Consider the following 16666-nt stretch of genomic DNA (forward strand, 5'->3'; position numbering starts at 1 on the left):
GCACCGGGTCCACACCGACAGGCAAGACCATGAAGATCAAGAATTCGCTCAAGGCGCTGAAGGCGCGTCACCGCGACAACCAGTTGGTTCGCCGCAAGGGCCGCGTTTACATCATCAACAAGACCGCCCCGCGCTACAAGGCGCGCCAGGGTTGAGTTTTCGGCCGGAGGCTTTTGCCTCCGCCCCTTGATGCTTGTCGGCCCGCCGACCTTCTCACGCTAAAATCACTTTGATGTTCCGCCGCCCGGGACTAGGATCGGGCGATGCGGATTCTTTTTGCATTTTTGACAGCTCTGCTTGTTTCCGGCGCCATGAGCTTGCCGGCCAGAGCCGCCGACGATCAGCCGGCAGTGCCAGCCACCCCGGATGCTCCGGCCCCGCCGATGACCAAACAGGCCCGGCTGGACAAGCTGTTCTCCGACCTCAAGCGCGAACGCAACGAAAAGGCGGCCGAACGCATCGCCGGCAACATCTGGAACGAATGGTCCCAGTCCGGCAGCGCCTCGATCGACCTGATGATGCTGTGGTCGCAAAAAGCGATGGACAACCAGAAATTCGACGTCGCGCTCGATTTTCTCGACCAGGTTGTAACCATGCAGCCGACCTATGCCGAGGGCTGGAACCGGCGCGCCACGGTGCATTTCATGATGAAGAACTACGGCAAGTCGATGTCGGACATCGACCGCACGCTGCAGCTCGAGCCGCGCCATTTCGGCGCGCTGTCGGGTCTGGCGCAGATCATGGCGCTGACCGGCCACAAGCAGTCGGCGCTCGAGGCCTGGCAGAAGGTGCTGGCCATCTATCCGATGATGCGCAGCGCCCAGGACCAGGTCGCCACCCTTTCGGAAGAGCTTGCCGGCGAAGGAATTTGACCCCTCAAGGGAGTAAGGCAATAGGGCAGTAAGCAGTAGGGGATAGATTCCACTGCGGAACACACGACCCTACTGCCCGTTCCCCCAGAACTTATCCCCCTCCACCTCCGTATCTCCCCGCATGAACCTGATCTACGCCGCGGTCGCCTTTCTCCTCGCACTCGTCCTTGCCTTGGTCAGCGTTACCCGCGTCGGCTCATGGCTGATCGAGCGCCGCAACCAGCCGGTCGGCGAATTTGCCGACATCAACGGCGCCCGCATCCATTATGTCCACATCCCCGCCCCCTCCAAGGCGGACCTGCCGCCAATCGTCTTCATCCACGGTGCCAGCGCCAATCTGAGGGATCAGATGCTGCCGCTGAGGCCTGGGCTCGAAGGCCGCGCCGAGATGCTGTTCTTCGACCGGCCGGGTCATGGCTGGTCCGGGCGCGGCCCCGGCAACAATGAAAATCCGTCCGCGCAGGCCGCCACCATTGCCGCGCTGATGGACCGTCTCGGCATCAGGAAGGCAATCATCGTCGGCCATTCCTTCGGCGGCGTGGTCACGGCCGCTTTCGGCCGCGAGCATGCCGACAAGACGCTTGGCCTCGTCTTCCTGGCGCCGGCGACGCATCCCTGGCCGGGCGGCGCGACGTCCTGGTACTACGACCTGACCACCATTCCGGTGATCGGCCGGTTGTTCTCCGAGACGCTGACCTACCCGGCCGGAACACTGCAGATGGCTGACGCCACGACCTGCGTGTTCGCGCCCAACAAGGTGCCGGACAATTATCTGGGCATGGCCGCGATCCCGCTGGTGTTGCGGCCATCGGCCTTTCGCGCCAATGCCACCGACGTTGCCGGCCTCTACAGCTACGCGCTTGGTGCCGCGCCGCACTATGACGAGATCACGGCGCCGACCGTGGTCATTTCGGGCGACCACGACAAGGTCGTCTACGCCCACATCCATTCCGTCGGCCTGGTACGCGACATAGCTGGCGCCGAACTCGTCTGGGTGCACAATCTCGGCCACAAGCCGGACTGGATCACCCCCGACCTCGTCGTCGGTGCCATCGAGAAGGTCGCCGGCAAGGATATCGATCTGGAGGCGATAGCCAGGACAGCGGAAGCGCGGATTGCCGGCGACGCCTATGGCGCCGGCAAATGTGCCGACCTCAAGGAGCCTCAGGCCGAACTCGCTCCGACCTGATGTTTAGCCGACAGGGAGGTGCGTTGCGCCCTACGCTAGATGACCAGCAGCGGTGTCTTGCCCGGAACGCGCTCGTAAAGATCCATGACATCCTGGTTGAACATGCGCACGCAGCCTGATGACGCTGACTTGCCGATGGACTTCCAGTCCGGCGATCCATGAATCCGATAGAGCGTGTCGACGCCGTCCTTGAAGATGTACAGCGCGCGTGACCCCAATGGGTTGCTGATACCGGGCTGCATGCCCTGGCGCCATTTTTCCAACTTCGGATCCCTGCGGATCATTGCCGATGGCGGCGTCCAGGTCGGCCATTTGCGTTTCCACTGGACGATCGCGCGGCCTTTCCAGGAATAACCCTGGCGCCCCAAGCCCACGCCATAGCGCATGGCCTTGCCGTCCTCGAGCACCCAGTAGAGGTGCTTGTCTGTCGTGTTGACCACGATCGTGCCGGGTTTTTCTCCAGTCGGATCGTCGACGATCTGCCGCAGGAAGCGGCCGTCGACCTTGCTGAAGGGAATCGCCGGCAGCGAATGGCCGCCATCTTCGACCGCGCTGTACATGCTGGCGTAATCGGGCGACGCCGGGGCAGCGGCTTCAGGCGCCGCATCTTCAATCGGCGCCTTTTCTGGTGCCGGCCCGAGCGGCGGCGGATTGAGAGGAGCTGCCATGCCGATCGACTGTCTGGGCATTTGGGCACAGGCCGAGATGGCCGAAACGCCAACAAGCGACAGCCCGGTCAGAAGCGACCGGCGCGAAACAAGAGATGACATTCACTATACTTTCAAAACGATGGGAGGGCCGACGGCGAGGGGCGACCATTGATGCCGCCTCACCCGTGCCTTGTAGAGGCGATCGCGGCGACCCTGTGTCGAGACAAAGGCCGGGATCATTGTCCGTGCCCTCGTTGCATTATGGCCACAGCGACCTCAGCACAAAATCGCGCGGGATGCTGCGTCGGGAAATCAGCAAATTACCGGCTGCTTTGCACGTCCGAGCCGACATAGGCGATGCGCAGCATGTTGGTCGAGCCGGGCGTCCTCAGCGGCACACCGGCCGTGATGATGACGCGGTCGCCGGGCTTGCCGAACTCTTCTTCCAGCGCAATGCGGCAGGCGCGGTTGACCATGTCGTCGAGATCGGTGGCGTCGGGAGAGACCACGCAATGCGTGCCCCACAAAAGCGACAGCCGCCGCGCGGTGTTGAGGATCGGCGACAGCGCGATGATCGGCACCTGCGGCCGCTCACGGGCTGCACGCAGGCCGGTGGTGCCGGACGCGGTGTAGGTGATGATGGCCGACAGTTTCAGCGTTTCAGCGATTTCACGGGCGGCCAGCGAAATGGCGTCGGCGCCGGTCGCTTCCGGCTCGGAGCGCTGCGCGTTGATGATGCCGGCATAGGTCGGATCGGTTTCGACCTTGGTGGCGATGCGATTCATCATCGCCACAGCCTCGACCGGATAGGCACCCGCCGCCGATTCCGCCGACAGCATGATGGCGTCGGCACCCTCGAACACGGCGATCGAAACATCCGACACTTCGGCGCGGGTCGGCACCGGTGCGGTGATCATCGATTCCAGCATCTGCGTGGCGACCACCACCGGCTTTCCGGCGCGGCGCGCGGCGCGCGTGATCTGCTTCTGGATGCCGGGCACGGCTTCGAGCGGCATCTCGACGCCGAGATCGCCGCGGGCGACCATCAGCGCATCGGACAATTCGATGATCTCGGCCAACCGGGCAACGGCCTGCGGCTTTTCGATCTTGGCCATGATCAGCGCCCGGCCGCGCGCGATCTTGCGCGCTTCGGCCAGATCCTCGGGACGCTGCACGAAGGACAGCGCGATCCAGTCGACGCCCGTGGCGAGCACCGCGTCGAGGTCCTTGCGATCCTTCTCGGTCAGCGCGCCGACCGGCAGGTCGGTGTCGGGCAGGCTGACGCCCTTCTTGTCGGAAATCGTGGTGCCGGCGACGACGGTGCAGACGATCGACTTGCCGTCGCTTTTCACCGCCTTCAGCTCGAGCTTGCCGTCATCGATCAAAAGACGGTGACCGGCCTCGACCGAACTCAGGATTTCCGGATGCGGCAGATAGACCCTGGTCGACGTGCCGGGCTCGGGATTGTCGTCGAGCGTGAAGGTCTGGCCCGGTGTCAGCACTTCCTTGCCATTGGCGAACTTGCCGACGCGCAGCTTGGGGCCTTGCAGGTCGGCGAGGATACCGATCGGCCGGCCCACCTGCTCCTCGACGGCCCGGATGCGTCCGACCAGCGTGCGCATCAGCTCGTGATCTGTATGGCTCATATTGATGCGGAACACATCGGCGCCCGCTTCGAACAGCTTCTTCAGCATCTCCTCGGAGGAGGAGGCCGGACCGATTGTGGCTAGGATCTTGACCTTGCGGCTGCGTCTCATTGACTATTGGTTCCCGGGGCGGCTGGAGCGCCTCCCGTTGCGGGCTCATCGGTCAGCTGGACCATCCAGCTTGCCTGTTCGCCCGTGTCATATTCCTGAAATCCGGCGCGCTGGAAGCCCCGGGCGACGCAGTCGTTTACGCCGGCGATCTTGAACTCTTTTTCAGCCACGCACATGTTGATCGGGCCGTCCCAGCGTCCACCGCGCTCGGCGTCTTCTGCATAAAGATAGTAAAACCTTGATGACAGCGGCCCTTCGATCAACGTCTTGCAGCTCGATCCTTCAATGTGCCACCAGCCTTCGGTGATCCAGCCGGCCTTGGCGCGATAGCCGATGCCGACACCGACCAGGTTCTGCGTGGCGTTGCAGACGCGGAAATCGGCGCGCGCCGGCGAGGCCATGACCATCGCCGACACCCCAACGGTCAGGATCAGGAGCGGCATGGCAAAGGCAGAGCGCATGCGCTGCCTGCCGGCGGAACCCATCCCAATACCCCTCAAGAACCACATCAGCATCTCTCTGCGCCCCTTTTCGGAAAAGTCCGGGCGCATGTCAACGCGCCGTTTTGACCAATTCCAATCGATTTAGGAAGGCTCCCGGCGCACTATCCGTCGCCCCTTGCCAGATTTCAGCGGAAACCTTGGCCAAACAACGGCATTGCGCACGCGTCGTCTTCGTGGAATGACGATAGCACCCTCCCCGGAAGCCAGCGAACAGACCATTTCCCGCCAATGACCCGATCCACAGTTTTCGCGCCTTTCGATATCGTCGAGGGCGACCGCAAGCGAGGCATCGTGCTTTTGGCCGATCATGCCCGCCGCGACCTGCCCGAGGACTATGGCAGCCTTGGCCTGCCGGCGGCGGAATTCGACCGCCACATCGCCTACGATATCGGCGTCGAGGCGGTGACGCGCGAACTTGCCGCCTTGCTCGGCGTGCCTGCCCTGATCGCCAATTTTTCACGGCTCTTGATCGACCCCAATCGTGGCGAGGACGATCCGACGCTCATTCGCCAACTCTATGACGGCACTGTCGTGCCGGGAAACTATCCGCTCGCGCCCGAGGAGCGCGAAAGGCGGCTCGACCGCTTCTATAGGCCCTACCACGACGCCGTCGGCGCCATGATCGCTTCGGTCGCGCAGGCTTCCGGCCAGGCGCCCTTCATCTTCTCGGTGCATTCCTTCACCCCGGTCATGCAGGGCAGGCAGAGGCCGTGGCATGTCGGCATCCTCTGGGATCGGGACGACCGGGTGGCGCGGCCGCTGATCGACATGCTTGCCGAAGACAAGAACCTCGTCGTCGGTGACAATGAGCCCTATGACGGCGCGCTGCGTGGCGACACCATGTTCAAGCATGCCATCGTTAATGGCTATGCCCACGCATTGATCGAGATCCGCCAGGACCTGATTTCAGACCAGAAGGGCGCGATCGCGTGGGCCAGGCGTCTGGCGCCGATCGTTGACGCCATCGACCGCCGTCCCGATATACATGTCGTGAAAATGTTCGGCTCGCGCACCGGGCCGCTTTGACGGAGGTTTCGATGACCAAACTCAGCGACGAGCAGAGGCGCGACTTCGAGGCCGCTGCCTTTCGCCGGCTGGTCGAGCATCTCAGAGAACGCAGCGACGTGCAGAATATCGACCTGATGAACCTCGCCGGCTTCTGCCGCAACTGCCTCTCGAACTGGTATCGCGACGCCGCCAATGCCGACGGCGTCGATCTCACCAAGGACCAGTCGCGCGAGATCGTCTACGGCATGCCTTATGCCGAGTGGCAGGCGCTCAACCAGATCGAAGCGTCGGACGCCAAGAAAGCCGAATTCGAGGCCAGGCGGCCGAAGGATCATTAGCGGGCCCGATACGGCGAGCGGCCTCCGGCCACTCGCTTCCGGCGCCTGTGTAGACCAAACCTCCGCGGCTTCGTCATCCTAGGGTGGAGCAAGGAGCGAAGCGACGCGGCGCAGACCCTAGGATGACGAAGGGAAGAGCGTTTCGGCTCATCTCCGAGGTGTCAGCCCGCCATCAGCGATGCCTGTCCCATTTCGCCCTTTGGTCCAAGCATTCCCTGCGGACGGCGCTTGACTGCGAATTGAATCGATCTAATTTGCCGTGCAAAGCCATTTTCTGACCGGATTCGCCCTATGAACGCGTCGAACGCCATGCAGACTGCCATTCGCGGGCGATGGGCCGTGGCCGCCATTTTCCTTGCCAATGGCTTCCTGACCGGCAGCTGGGCGCCGCAGATTCCGGTGTTCCTGACCCGGCTGGACATTTCGAAATTCACGCTCGGCCTGCTGATCCTTCTGTTCGGTGCCGGCGCGGTCACCGCCATGACCTTGTGCGGCCACCTGATCTCGAAACATGGCTCGCGCACCGTGCTGCGCTGGTTCGGCCTTTGCGGCAGTCTCGGTTTGCTGCTGGTGGCGCTGGCGCCCGACGTGCCGCTGGCGGCCATCGCCATGTTCATTTTCGGCGGCTCGATCGGCGGCATGGATGTCGCCATGAATGCCAATGCGGTGGTGGTGGAGCGAAAAATGTCCCGCGCCATCATGTCGTCCTCGCACGGCTTCTGGAGCCTCGGCGGTTTCGCCGGCGGCGGTCTCGGCGGCTTTGCCATCCAGCACTATGGCCACCTCGCCCATACCGCTGTGGTGACCGCGCTTGCCTTCGCGGCGATCGCCATGGCGGTCGGCTATCTCGTTGCCGAGGACAGACCACAAGCGGCCGAGCATCATAAATTCACGCTGCCGGCAAACCCGCTGGTCTACCTGATCGGCCTGATGGCCCTGCTGACAATGATCTCCGAGGGCGCGGTGCTCGATTGGGCGGCGCTGTATCTCAGACAGGAACTCGGCGCCGACCTTGCCGTCGCCGGTCTTGCCTATGCCGCCTTTTCCGGCGTCATGGCGATCATGCGCTTCTTCGGCGATGGCGTGCGCAACCGCTTCGGCGCGGTGACGACGCTGCGCGGCTCGGCTGTCGTCGCCGCCGCCGGCATGCTGATCGCCGGCCTGTCGCCCTCACCCTGGCTCGCCATCGCGGCCTTCGCACTGTGCGGCTTCGGCATCGCCAATATGGTGCCGATCATCTTTTCGGCCGGCGGCAACCAGGAAGGCATGTCATCGGGCACCGGCATGAGCGTCGTCACCACCATGGGCTATTCCGGCATTCTGGTGGCGCCGTCTGCGATCGGCTTCGTCGCCGAGCATTCCAGTTTCGGGCCGATCTTCGTCGCCATGTCTGTGCTGCTGATCGTCGTCTTGCTGATGGCGGGCCTCGCTCACCGCGCCGAATTCGCCCCCGACACGGCACCCGCCGAATAGCGTTTGAGTTCCTCGTGGAGAAAGTCCGCCACGCGGCGGATGCGCACGCTGCCGCGCACATCGCGATGCATGGCCAGCCACACCGGCAGGCCAGGCAGCGGCAGGCCGGGAAGCACCTTCTCCACCAGCGGATCACGCTCGGCCAGCGGCTCCTGGCCAAGGCCAATGCCGTTTCCCGCCCGCACTGCTTCCCACAGCACGATCTGGTTGTCGGCCCTGAAGCGGAAGCTGCCGCGGGTGACCGGGATGCCATGCTGGACGAAGCCCCTGATGATCTCATCGCTTCGGTCGAAGCCGATCAGGGCGTGATTGACGAGATCGGCCGGCCCCGCTGGGCGGCCGCGCCGATCGAGATAGGAAATGGCCGCGCAGGCGCAGAGCGGGATATCGCAGACCTTGCGCGCCACAAGTTCGTTCTGCGCCGGCTTGACCATGCGGATGGCGATATCGGCGTCCCGGCGCAGCAGGTTCTCGACCTGGTTCGAGGCAACGATCTCGACCTCGATGCCGGGCTCCTCCACGCCGAGCCGCGCCATCATGTCGGGCAGCACATAGGCGGCCACCACTTCGCTGGCGGCAATGCGCACCGTGCCTTCGATCGCCTCGACCGAGCCCAACGCCAATAGCGAAAAAGCACTCGCCTGTTCACTGACCGCCTTGCCGCGCTCGAACAGCGTCGCACCGGCCTCCGTCAGCGCGTAGCCGCTCCGCCCACGCCGGAACAGCGTGACGCCGAGCGCCTGCTCCAACTCCCCGATGTGACGGCCCAACGTCGGCTGGCTGGCCGACAGTTTTCGCGCGGCGGCCGACAGGCTGCCGGTTTCCGCGACCGTGACGAAGCTCTTGATAAGGTTCCAATCGATATCTTCCATTCAATAATGAATATCAAAACTGCATCCATTGTCAATTTCAATTCATCCATGAGGCAATCATATTCGCCCTGCAAACACCGATACGGACTGCAAACACCAACCAGGAGAATTCAAATGACCAAGATCGCACTCACCGCCGCCGCCCTCCTCATCGCCGCCGGCACTGCTTTTGCCGGCAGCGACAAGTTCGGCTCGAACGATACCAAACAGCCCGCCACCACCAGCGCCGACAGCATGATCACCACGTCCATCGAGAAGTCCGGGACCGCCGATCAGCAACCGGTCATCCAGGGCGCCGACCGCAACCTGTTCGGCAACCGCTGAAGGGCGGTTCTCGAACGATCCTGAAAGCGGCGGGCTCGTCCCGTCGCTTCGGAACAAACCTGTCGCTTCAAAGCAAACAAGGAGACGAACAATGACCAAGATCGCAATTCTCGGCGCCAATGGCCGGCTCGGCCGCGTGGTTGCCAAAGCCTTCATCGACGCCGGCTTCGACGTCCGCACCGTCACCCGCACCGGCAAGGTACCGACCGAACTCGAAGGCGCCACGGCGGTTGCCGGCGATGCGCTGGACCGCCAATCGCTGATCCGCGCCACCGAAGGCGTCGATATCATCTTCAATGGCCTCAACCCGATCTACACCGACTGGGGCAAATGCCTGCCGATGGCCGAAAACGTCATGGCCGCCTGCCATGCCAACAGCGCGCTGCATCTGTTCCCCGGCACCGTCTACAATTACGGCTCGCCTATGCCGGCGGTGATCACGGAAGACACGCCGTTCCACCCGACGACCGAGAAGGGCCGCATCCGCTGCGCCATGGAGGATCTGTTCCGCCGCGAGGCCGAGTCTGGCCGGGTGCGCACCATTGTGCTGCGCGCCGGCGATTTCTTCGGCGGCACCGGCAGCGGCTCATGGTTCGACCTGGTTGTCGCCGCCAAGATCAGCAAGGGCGTCTACACCGCGCCTGGTCCCGCCGACCTCGTGCATGAATGGGCCTATCTGCCGGACTTCGCCGTCGGCTTCGTGGCGCTGGCCAGGAACCTCGACAAGCTCGGCTCCTACGAGGCGCTGAATTTTCCCGGCCACGCAGTCACCGATCTTGAGATCAAGGCCGCTGCCGAGAAGGCGCTCGGCTGGTCGCTCAAGATGACCTCGATGCCCTGGTGGGTGCTGCGCGCCGGCAGCCCGTTCGTGGCGATGTGGCGCGAGATCGTCTCGATGTCCTATCTGCGCTTCGAACCGCACCAACTGGTCTCGACGCGGCTGGAAGGCATCATCGGCGAAATCCCGCATACGCCACTCGATCAGGCGATCGCTCAAGCCCTCGAGGATATCGGCATCGCCACTGTGAAGGGCACGTCGAAAGCGGCCTGAGGCAGTCGGCGGGCCATGCCCGCCCTTCTCTTCCGCTGAAAGGCGTCTCGACCAACCGAAAAGGCTGCTCAGAGCCGCCCCATCAGCAGCAACACCAGAACCACCACCAGCACCACGCCGATAATGCCCGACGGCCCATAGCCCCAGGAGCGCGAGTGCGGCCAGGCCGGCACCGCGCCGATGAGGACAAGGATCAGGACGACGATGACAAGAGTGCTGATCGGCATGAGATATTCCCCGCTCTGCGTTGTTCCCGAGACAACGCTTCGCATTGCTCGTGGAGGGAAAATGCAAAAGGCCGCCCGGTTGTTCCGGGCGGCCTTTGCCGGTCAGATCAGGAAACCTGCCTACTCGGCGGCTTTGGGGAAGGCGATCGCGGGTTCCGCGCCGGCATCCGCAGTCGGCGCGTCCGACGAAATCTCGCCCTTGCCACGCCGGAACAGCCGGCTGAATAGGCCGCGCCGCGCGCCGGGTTTGACCTTGGCGCGGGTGAACACCATCAGCATCGACGGCGTCACCACCAGCGTCAGCACCGTGGCGAAGGACAGGCCGAAGACGATCGCTGAGGACAGCGAAATCCACCACTGCGTCGACGGCGCGTTGATCGTCGTCTCGTGATGGAAGATTTCCAGGCCAAGGCCGAACGCGATCGGCAGCACGCCGAGGATGGCCGACACCGCCGTCAGCACCACCGGTCGCGCGCGCTCGCGGCAGGTCTGCAGCACGGCGTCCATCTTGTCCCAGCCTTCTTCACGCAGCCGGTCATAGGTGTCGATCAGCACGATGTTGTTGTTCACCACCACGCCGGCAAGCGCGATGACGCCGATGCCCGACATGACGATACCGAACGTCTCGCCTGTTATCAGCAGCCCGAGGAACACGCCGATCGTCGCCATGACCACGCAGGACAGCACCAGCCAGACGCTGGTGAACTTGTTGAACTGCGCCAGCAGCACCAGGAAGATCAGGAAGATCGCGGCACCGAAGGCCTTGCTGAGGAAGGCGCTGGCTTCCGCGCTGTCCTCGTTCGAGCCGGCCAGCTTCCAGCGGATGCCGCTGCCGAGGTTCATGTCGGTGACGGCCTGGGTCACCTCCTGCTGAACGGCGGCGACCTGGGCGCCGGCGGCGACGTTGGCCTGCACCACCACGGTGCGGGCGCCGTCGATGCGGTTGAGGATGCCGACGCTGGGCTTTGCCTTGCGGACGACGAAGTTCGATATCGGCACCGAACCTTGCGCGGTCTGCACCCTGAGCTCGTCGAGCGTCGACAGCGTGCGCCGGTCCTCCGGCAAGCGCAGCCGGATGTCGACCGCCTTGTCGGCGCCGGCAGGCCGGTATTCCGACAGCTTCAAACCGTTGGTGACGAGCTGCACCACCGTTCCGACCGAGGTCGGACTGATGCCGTATTGGGCAGCCTTGGCACGGTCGACCTCGAGAGCCCAGTCGACGCCGGGTGGCGGCAGGCCATCGGAAATGTCGATGACGCCGGGCACCTTGGCGATCCGCGCCGCCACCGCCCGCGCCTTGTCGTCAAGGCCGGCCGGGTCGATGGCCGAAAGCCTGATCTGGATCGGCTTGCCGGTCGGCGGGCCGGCTTCCGGCACGCGAACCTCGACGTCGACACCCGGGATGCCGGCCATGACGCCGCGCAGATCGTTCAGGATCTGGTTCGCCGATTTGCGTTCACGCCAGTCGATGAATTCGTACTGGATGACGCCGACCACATCTTCCGGGACGTCCTGGCCGCCGCCTTGCGTCTTGCCGACGCGGGTGTAGACCGACTTGATGCCGGGCCAGCCAAGCAGCCTGTTTTCGGCGATCTTGGTCGCCGTATCCATTTCGGCCAGCGAAAGATTGCCGCGGGCATGCACGTAGAGCAGGCCGTAATCCGGTTCGACACTCGGGAAGAACTCGACGCCGGCGCCATACTTCGAATAACCGACGAAGATGCCGGCCAGCAGGACCACGGTGAGCACCATCACGGTGATGGGGAAGCGCACCGCTTGCTTGACGACAGCCATGTACCAGCCATCGCGATTGTCATCCGCGTGATGTTCCGGCGCCTTGGCGAAGATCGCTCCCAGCGTCGGAGCGAAGACCAGCGCATAGAGCATCGACGCCGACAGCGTGACGATCAGCGTGATCGGCATGTACTTCATGAAGTCGCCGATGATGCCCGGCCAGAACAGCAATGGCGAGAAGGCGGCGATGCGTGTCATCGTCGCCGCGATGACCGGACCGGCCATGCGCTTGGCGGCGAGCGCGAAGGCTTCCTGCTTCGGCATGCCTTCGCTCATCCGCCGTTCGGCGAATTCGGTGACGATGATGGCATCGTCGACCAGCATGCCTACGGCCAGGATGAGGCTGAACAGCACGATCATGTTGATCGTGTAGCCCATCATCGCGAGCAGCAGGATGCCGATCAGGAAGGATGACGGGATGGCCAGGCCAATGAGCAGCGAGGCACGGCCGGACAGCGCGTAGAGGATGACGATGAACACCAGGATGACGGCGATCATCACGTGGTTCTGCAGGTCTCCCAGCAACTGGTTGACGAAGACCGACTTGTCCTGCGTGTAGGTGACGTGCATCCCCTCGGGCATCGTCTTGACGAAGGCGTCGGACACCGCCCTCACCTTGGTGAGCGTGTCGATCAGATTGGCGCCGATGCGCTTCTTCACCTCGATGGCGATGGCCGGCTTGCCGTTGAGGCGCGTGATCGTGTCGGCATCGGCGAAGGTCGAACGGATCGTCGCGATATCCTTGGCCTGCACCACCGCATTGGGACCGGCAACCACCGGCAGCGCCGCCACATCCTCAGGCGTCTCGATCAGCGATGGCACCTTGACCGCGTATTTGCCCTGCGACCCTTCGATGTTGCCGGCGGCGACCAGGCTGTTGGAGGCGCCCACCGCCCCGATCAGCTGCTCGAGTTGCAAGCCGTAGGACGATAGTTTCATCGGATCGATGACGACTTCGACGAGATCGTCGCGTGAGCCCTGCAGCGAGCCTTCCAGAACGCCGGGCACCTCTTCGATGCGGTCGCGCAACTCGCGTGCGGCCGCCGCCAGCACACGCTCGGGCAATTCGCCCGACAGCGTGACGACGAGCACCGGAAATTCGGAGATGTTGACTTCGGTGACCACCGGTTCCTCGGCCGCCTGCGGCAGGTCGGCCTTGCCGTCCTGCACCTTGGAGCGTGTGTCCTGCAGCGCCGTCGCCAGATTGGTCTGCGGCTGGAACTCGACCAGCACGTAGCCGCCGCCCTGGAAGGCGGCCGAGCGCATTTCCTTGAGGCCCTTCAGGCTTTTCAGCTTGCTTTCCATTGGCCGCAACAGGAGGCGCTCGGAATCCTCCGGCGAAATACCTTGATAGATCAGGCTGACATACATCATCGGAATCGGAACGTCGGGTTCCGCTTCCTTCGGCGTCGACTGATAGGCGACCCAGCCTGCGATCAGCAGGAAGACCAGGACCGAGATGGTCAGGCGGGCATTGTTGATTGCGAGTCTGACGATATCCATGACTTATGCCTGCGGTTGCTTTCGGACGTGGCGAACGGACGTCTGTCGCCGGAAGGTCCGGCGTCGTCGCCCCCGCGCTACTGCGTGCCGGCGGTGGCTTCGCCGATCAGCTTGTTGATGGTCGCCTGGTCGGCCTCGACCGGATTGACCTCATCGCCTTCCTTCACCAGTTCCTGGCCGGCAACGATGATGCGTGCGTCGGCCGGGATTCCGCCAAGCACCAGACCGGTCGGCGTGTCGTCGACCAGGTCGATCGGGAAGAACGCCACCTTGTTGTCCTTGCCGACGGCGCGGATACCCAGATCGCCCTTGTCGCCCAGCGTCACCACCGAGCGCGGCAGCAGAACCGCATCGGTCGGCAACGCGCTGAGCTGGATTTCCGCCGTCATGCCGGCCGGTACGGAACCGTCGGCATTGGGGATGGCGACCTCGACACGGAAGGTGCGGGTCGCCGACGAGGCGTCGCGGCTGATATAGCGCACGGTGCCTTCGACGGTCTGGCCGCTGACCAGCCGCACTTTGGCCTTGTCACCGATCTTGAGATAGCCGAGGTCGCGCTCGCTGATCTCGCCGCGGGCGATCACCGGATCGAGCTTGAGGATGGTCGCCACCTCGCTGCCCTGCATGACGGAGCTGCCGAGTTCCACCGGCACCCGGTCGATAACGCCGTCGAACGGCGCCTTTACTTCGTTGCGGTCGAGTTCGGCCTGCGCGGTATCCAGTTGGGACTGCGCCTGGGTCAGGTTGGAGCGGGCGGTGTCGAGCTGCAGCTTGGGCAAATTGCCGGTCTTGGCCAGCCGCTCCGCGGCATCAAGCTCGGCCTTGCGCTGCGCCAGCAACTGCTTGGCGTTGTCGACATTAGAGATCTTCTCTTCCGCCGCCAGCATCAGCACCAGATCACCCGTCTTGACGTGCTGGCCCTGGCTGACCGGCAGCTTGTCGATGACGCCGCCGACACGGGTTGCCAGCACAGCGCGCTTGTCGGCCTCGGTCAGGCCTGAAATGCGGATGGCCCGCGCGTAGGTCTTGCGCGGCGGCGTCACCACCGCGACGGTGCGCAACGGCGCTTTCGGTTCGGCTTCCGCCGTCTTCGGCTTGCCCGCGTCTGGTGCCTTGCCCTGCTCGACTTCGGCCGCCTTTGCCTTGTTCGCCGCGACGCTTCCGACCGACGAGAATTCGCCTGTCGCCATCCAGGCCGCGAAGCCGATGAGCACAACAATGGCTGCAAGCTTGTGAAACCTGATTCTAGGCATCGTCGTTTTTTCCGTTGCGGGTTCGGCCAGCGCCGCGCCTTCATGACGCGGGCGCGTCGCCGATATGGGTGCGCGCCTGACCGTGTTCAAATTGCCGTGATCGGCGAGGGCGCTTCTACATCAAAGTTGCACCGCAATATAGTCCGAAAGTTGCAGCAGCATTGCGTGACGGGACAAGGCGTGGCCGCCGCGAAACTGTTGTTGATCCGTTAAAATACCAGTTCAGCGACTTGGCAGTCGGCTCACAACCTCTCCCTCATGACCAACCCTGAAACGGCCCGTCTGCCATTGCCGACGGGCAACGCGACGCCCCTCAAATAACGCCGCCGCCATGCGCAGATTCCTGAATCTGGACGCGAATTTAGACCGACGAGCCAAATCGTTTTCGGTTGGTGAACGATACTACCCCCCGCCTCGGGGCGCTTGTTCAATGCATTGGAATTGCTCGCCAAATGGCGGAGCAAACCAATCAGGCCGGGATCGCCTGAGGCCGGTTTCGTTGCCACGGAACCTAGCGTCGGCAACCTCGATGTGCCCTGTTCGGGAACATCCGGGATCGGTGGAACCTATCGGCTCGCGACCGGACAACGGGCGTGGTGCGACCGCGGAAATCCGAACGGTCTTCCGTGCCATTCGCTGGAGTGGCGTCTGTCGTTCGGCTCGTCGGTTCGGCAACACCGCGCTGCATCTTCGGCACGTGGGTGGCAGCAGGCGTCAGCATGATGAAGCATCCGTCACACGCGAAGGTTGTCGCAGTGCCGGATCGCCCTATCCGCTATTCCGATTTTCGAAAAACCTCACTGATGGTCTTGATCGATCCGGCATCCTTCACGCGATAGCCCGGCAGTTGCGAAATGGCGGCATGGAACTCCTCGCCGCGCATGATCGACAGCACCCGCTGGACGGCTTCCACTTCGAGGATCTGCTTCTTGCAGACGAAGAAATAATCCTCGGTCAGCACCCGTACGAAATCGAGCCCGAACTGCCGCGCGGCGGCCTCCACACCGAAGGCCACGTCAGCTAGGTCGCTGGCGACATAGGCGGCAACCGCGGCATGGGTGAATTCGGAATGCTCGTAGCCATTGATGCGCATCCCATCCAGCCCGTGCTGCGCCAGCAATTGCTCGAACAGCAGCCTGGTTCCTGAATCCGGATCCCGGTTGACGAAGCGGATCGACGGATCGAGCAACCGTTCCAGCGAGGTGATGCCAAGCGGATTGCCGCGTCGGACCATAAGGCCCATTTCGCGCGTCACGAAACTGATGACGCGATGGATGCTGGGCGTCAGCCAGCCCTTGCTGGCGGCGATCGCGCGTTTACGCAACTCGCCCTGCGGCAGGTGCAGGCCGGCCAGATCGCAGCCATCATGGGCAAGCGAGGCCAGGGAATTCTGGTTGCTGACATAGCGGAAGTCGACGCCGATATCGGGCTCGCGGCTAAGGATCTCGCGCAGCTTTGGCACCGCGAAGCCATGACTCGCATGAACCCGCAGGATCAGCGGGCCGTGCGGCAACATCTGGTTGATCTCGGTCTCCAGTTCCTGCGACAGGTTCTGCAGCAACGGACGAAGGCGGGCTTCCAGCCTTTGGCCGGCCCAGACTAGCTTGTCGCCGAACGGCGTCAGGCTGGTGCCGCTGCCTTGCTTGCGCACCACCAGCGGCATGTTGAAGAAAGCGGACCATTTCTCGATTAGGTTCCAGGCGTGCCGATACGAGATATGCGCCTTGTCGGCCGCCGACGTGATCTTTCCCGTCGCGCGTATTTCGGCGAGGAAGTCCAGCATGATTTGCAGCGACTGCGCATCCTCGCGCCGCCTGAAGCGCCATACCGGATCGATTTCGATCTGGATCAT

At 63.6% G+C, this 16666-nt stretch carries 16 protein-coding genes; 8 read left to right on the top strand and 8 right to left on the bottom strand.

Translation table 11 applies throughout. The features are described from left to right. Positions 1–29: 29 nt before the first annotated feature. The 3 genes from ykgO to FJ977_RS34370 all read left to right on the top strand — a co-directional run bounded on the left by ykgO (position 30) and on the right by FJ977_RS34370 (position 2061). A complete protein-coding gene (gene ykgO, locus FJ977_RS34360) occupies positions 30–155 on the top strand; it encodes a type B 50S ribosomal protein L36 (RefSeq protein ID WP_006327841.1) in 126 nt (41 codons plus the stop codon). 108 nt (positions 156–263) lie between these two features. Further along, a complete protein-coding gene (locus FJ977_RS34365; protein WP_140777041.1) occupies positions 264–872 on the top strand; it encodes a hypothetical protein in 609 nt (202 codons plus the stop codon). Between the two features lie 121 nt (positions 873–993). Then, positions 994–2061 (top strand): alpha/beta hydrolase, encoded by a 1068-nt coding sequence (locus FJ977_RS34370; protein ID WP_140777043.1) that lies wholly within the window; start codon positions 994–996, stop codon positions 2059–2061. 35 nt (positions 2062–2096) lie between these two features. On the opposite strand, the gene FJ977_RS34375 is transcribed toward FJ977_RS34370, so the two are convergent. The 3 genes from FJ977_RS34375 to FJ977_RS34385 form a co-directional block, all read right to left on the bottom strand. Next, positions 2097–2831 carry a L,D-transpeptidase gene (locus FJ977_RS34375; RefSeq protein WP_140777045.1) on the bottom strand — a complete coding sequence of 245 codons (735 nt, stop codon included), beginning with the start codon at positions 2829–2831 and terminating at the stop codon, positions 2097–2099. A 200-nt stretch (positions 2832–3031) separates the two neighbouring features. Next, positions 3032–4468 carry a pyruvate kinase gene (pyk, locus tag FJ977_RS34380; protein WP_056575575.1) on the bottom strand — a complete coding sequence of 479 codons (1437 nt, stop codon included), beginning with the start codon at positions 4466–4468 and terminating at the stop codon, positions 3032–3034. Continuing rightward, a complete protein-coding gene (locus FJ977_RS34385) occupies positions 4465–4911 on the bottom strand; it encodes a DUF1036 domain-containing protein (RefSeq protein ID WP_244735517.1) in 447 nt (148 codons plus the stop codon). The genes pyk and FJ977_RS34385 overlap by 4 nt, the downstream gene beginning before the upstream one ends. A gap of 288 nt (positions 4912–5199) precedes the next feature. Between FJ977_RS34385 and FJ977_RS34390 the strand changes: the two genes are divergently transcribed. From FJ977_RS34390 to FJ977_RS34400, 3 genes are all read left to right on the top strand, one after another. Next, entirely contained in the window at positions 5200–5997 is a 798-nt protein-coding gene (locus FJ977_RS34390) for an N-formylglutamate amidohydrolase (protein ID WP_140777049.1), read from the top strand. An 11-nt stretch (positions 5998–6008) separates the two neighbouring features. Then, positions 6009–6317 (top strand): DUF1244 domain-containing protein, encoded by a 309-nt coding sequence (locus FJ977_RS34395; RefSeq protein WP_140777051.1) that lies wholly within the window; start codon positions 6009–6011, stop codon positions 6315–6317. Positions 6318–6608: 291 nt separating this feature from the next. Then, the gene (locus FJ977_RS34400; RefSeq protein WP_140777053.1) at positions 6609–7790 is read left to right on the top strand and encodes an MFS transporter; all 1182 of its coding nucleotides are present in this window, start codon (positions 6609–6611) and stop codon (positions 7788–7790) included. On the opposite strand, the gene FJ977_RS34405 is transcribed toward FJ977_RS34400, so the two are convergent. Beyond that, positions 7748–8662: a LysR family transcriptional regulator gene (locus FJ977_RS34405; RefSeq protein WP_140777055.1), complete on the bottom strand. Its 915-nt coding sequence runs from the start codon at positions 8660–8662 to the stop codon at positions 7748–7750. The genes FJ977_RS34400 and FJ977_RS34405 overlap by 43 nt on opposite strands. A 114-nt stretch (positions 8663–8776) precedes the next feature. Between FJ977_RS34405 and FJ977_RS34410 the strand changes: the two genes are divergently transcribed. Both FJ977_RS34410 and FJ977_RS34415 read left to right on the top strand, forming a co-directional pair. After that, entirely contained in the window at positions 8777–8986 is a 210-nt protein-coding gene (locus FJ977_RS34410; protein WP_140777057.1) for a DUF680 domain-containing protein, read from the top strand. A 91-nt stretch (positions 8987–9077) separates the two neighbouring features. Beyond that, entirely contained in the window at positions 9078–10037 is a 960-nt protein-coding gene (locus tag FJ977_RS34415) for an SDR family oxidoreductase (protein ID WP_140777059.1), read from the top strand. A gap of 68 nt (positions 10038–10105) precedes the next feature. Here the strand turns inward: FJ977_RS34415 and FJ977_RS34420 are convergent, their stop codons facing one another. The 4 genes from FJ977_RS34420 to FJ977_RS34435 all read right to left on the bottom strand — a co-directional run bounded on the left by FJ977_RS34420 (position 10106) and on the right by FJ977_RS34435 (position 16666). After that, on the bottom strand, positions 10106–10264 hold the full coding sequence (locus FJ977_RS34420) for a DUF3309 family protein (RefSeq protein WP_140777061.1): 159 nt from the start codon (positions 10262–10264) through the stop codon (positions 10106–10108). 120 nt (positions 10265–10384) lie between these two features. Continuing rightward, a complete protein-coding gene (locus FJ977_RS34425; protein ID WP_140777063.1) occupies positions 10385–13561 on the bottom strand; it encodes an efflux RND transporter permease subunit in 3177 nt (1058 codons plus the stop codon). Between the two features lie 77 nt (positions 13562–13638). Further along, entirely contained in the window at positions 13639–14814 is a 1176-nt protein-coding gene (locus tag FJ977_RS34430; protein WP_140777065.1) for an efflux RND transporter periplasmic adaptor subunit, read from the bottom strand. Positions 14815–15589: 775 nt separating this feature from the next. Then, a complete protein-coding gene (locus tag FJ977_RS34435) occupies positions 15590–16666 on the bottom strand; it encodes a substrate-binding domain-containing protein (protein WP_140777066.1) in 1077 nt (358 codons plus the stop codon).

The organism is Mesorhizobium sp. B2-1-3A, assembly GCF_006442655.1.
In the GTDB taxonomy this organism is placed as follows: Bacteria; Pseudomonadota; Alphaproteobacteria; order Rhizobiales; family Rhizobiaceae; genus Mesorhizobium.

What these genes read in the sequence shown, in the direction of transcription:
- ykgO (WP_006327841.1), top strand. Translation starts at nt 30, where the DNA reads ATGAAGATCAAGAATTCGCTCAAGGCGCTGAAGGCGCGTCACCGCGAC.
- FJ977_RS34365 (WP_140777041.1), top strand. Translation starts at nt 264, where the DNA reads ATGCGGATTCTTTTTGCATTTTTGACAGCTCTGCTTGTTTCCGGCGCC.
- FJ977_RS34370 (WP_140777043.1), top strand. Translation starts at nt 994, where the DNA reads ATGAACCTGATCTACGCCGCGGTCGCCTTTCTCCTCGCACTCGTCCTT.
- FJ977_RS34375 (WP_140777045.1), bottom strand. Translation starts at nt 2,831, where the DNA reads ATGTCATCTCTTGTTTCGCGCCGGTCGCTTCTGACCGGGCTGTCGCTT.
- pyk (WP_056575575.1), bottom strand. Translation starts at nt 4,468, where the DNA reads ATGAGACGCAGCCGCAAGGTCAAGATCCTAGCCACAATCGGTCCGGCC.
- FJ977_RS34385 (WP_244735517.1), bottom strand. Translation starts at nt 4,911, where the DNA reads ATGCCGCTCCTGATCCTGACCGTTGGGGTGTCGGCGATGGTCATGGCC.
- FJ977_RS34390 (WP_140777049.1), top strand. Translation starts at nt 5,200, where the DNA reads ATGACCCGATCCACAGTTTTCGCGCCTTTCGATATCGTCGAGGGCGAC.
- FJ977_RS34395 (WP_140777051.1), top strand. Translation starts at nt 6,009, where the DNA reads ATGACCAAACTCAGCGACGAGCAGAGGCGCGACTTCGAGGCCGCTGCC.
- FJ977_RS34400 (WP_140777053.1), top strand. Translation starts at nt 6,609, where the DNA reads ATGAACGCGTCGAACGCCATGCAGACTGCCATTCGCGGGCGATGGGCC.
- FJ977_RS34405 (WP_140777055.1), bottom strand. Translation starts at nt 8,662, where the DNA reads ATGGAAGATATCGATTGGAACCTTATCAAGAGCTTCGTCACGGTCGCG.
- FJ977_RS34410 (WP_140777057.1), top strand. Translation starts at nt 8,777, where the DNA reads ATGACCAAGATCGCACTCACCGCCGCCGCCCTCCTCATCGCCGCCGGC.
- FJ977_RS34415 (WP_140777059.1), top strand. Translation starts at nt 9,078, where the DNA reads ATGACCAAGATCGCAATTCTCGGCGCCAATGGCCGGCTCGGCCGCGTG.
- FJ977_RS34420 (WP_140777061.1), bottom strand. Translation starts at nt 10,264, where the DNA reads ATGCCGATCAGCACTCTTGTCATCGTCGTCCTGATCCTTGTCCTCATC.
- FJ977_RS34425 (WP_140777063.1), bottom strand. Translation starts at nt 13,561, where the DNA reads ATGGATATCGTCAGACTCGCAATCAACAATGCCCGCCTGACCATCTCG.
- FJ977_RS34430 (WP_140777065.1), bottom strand. Translation starts at nt 14,814, where the DNA reads ATGCCTAGAATCAGGTTTCACAAGCTTGCAGCCATTGTTGTGCTCATC.
- FJ977_RS34435 (WP_140777066.1), bottom strand. Translation starts at nt 16,666, where the DNA reads ATGATCCAGATCGAAATCGATCCGGTATGGCGCTTCAGGCGGCGCGAG.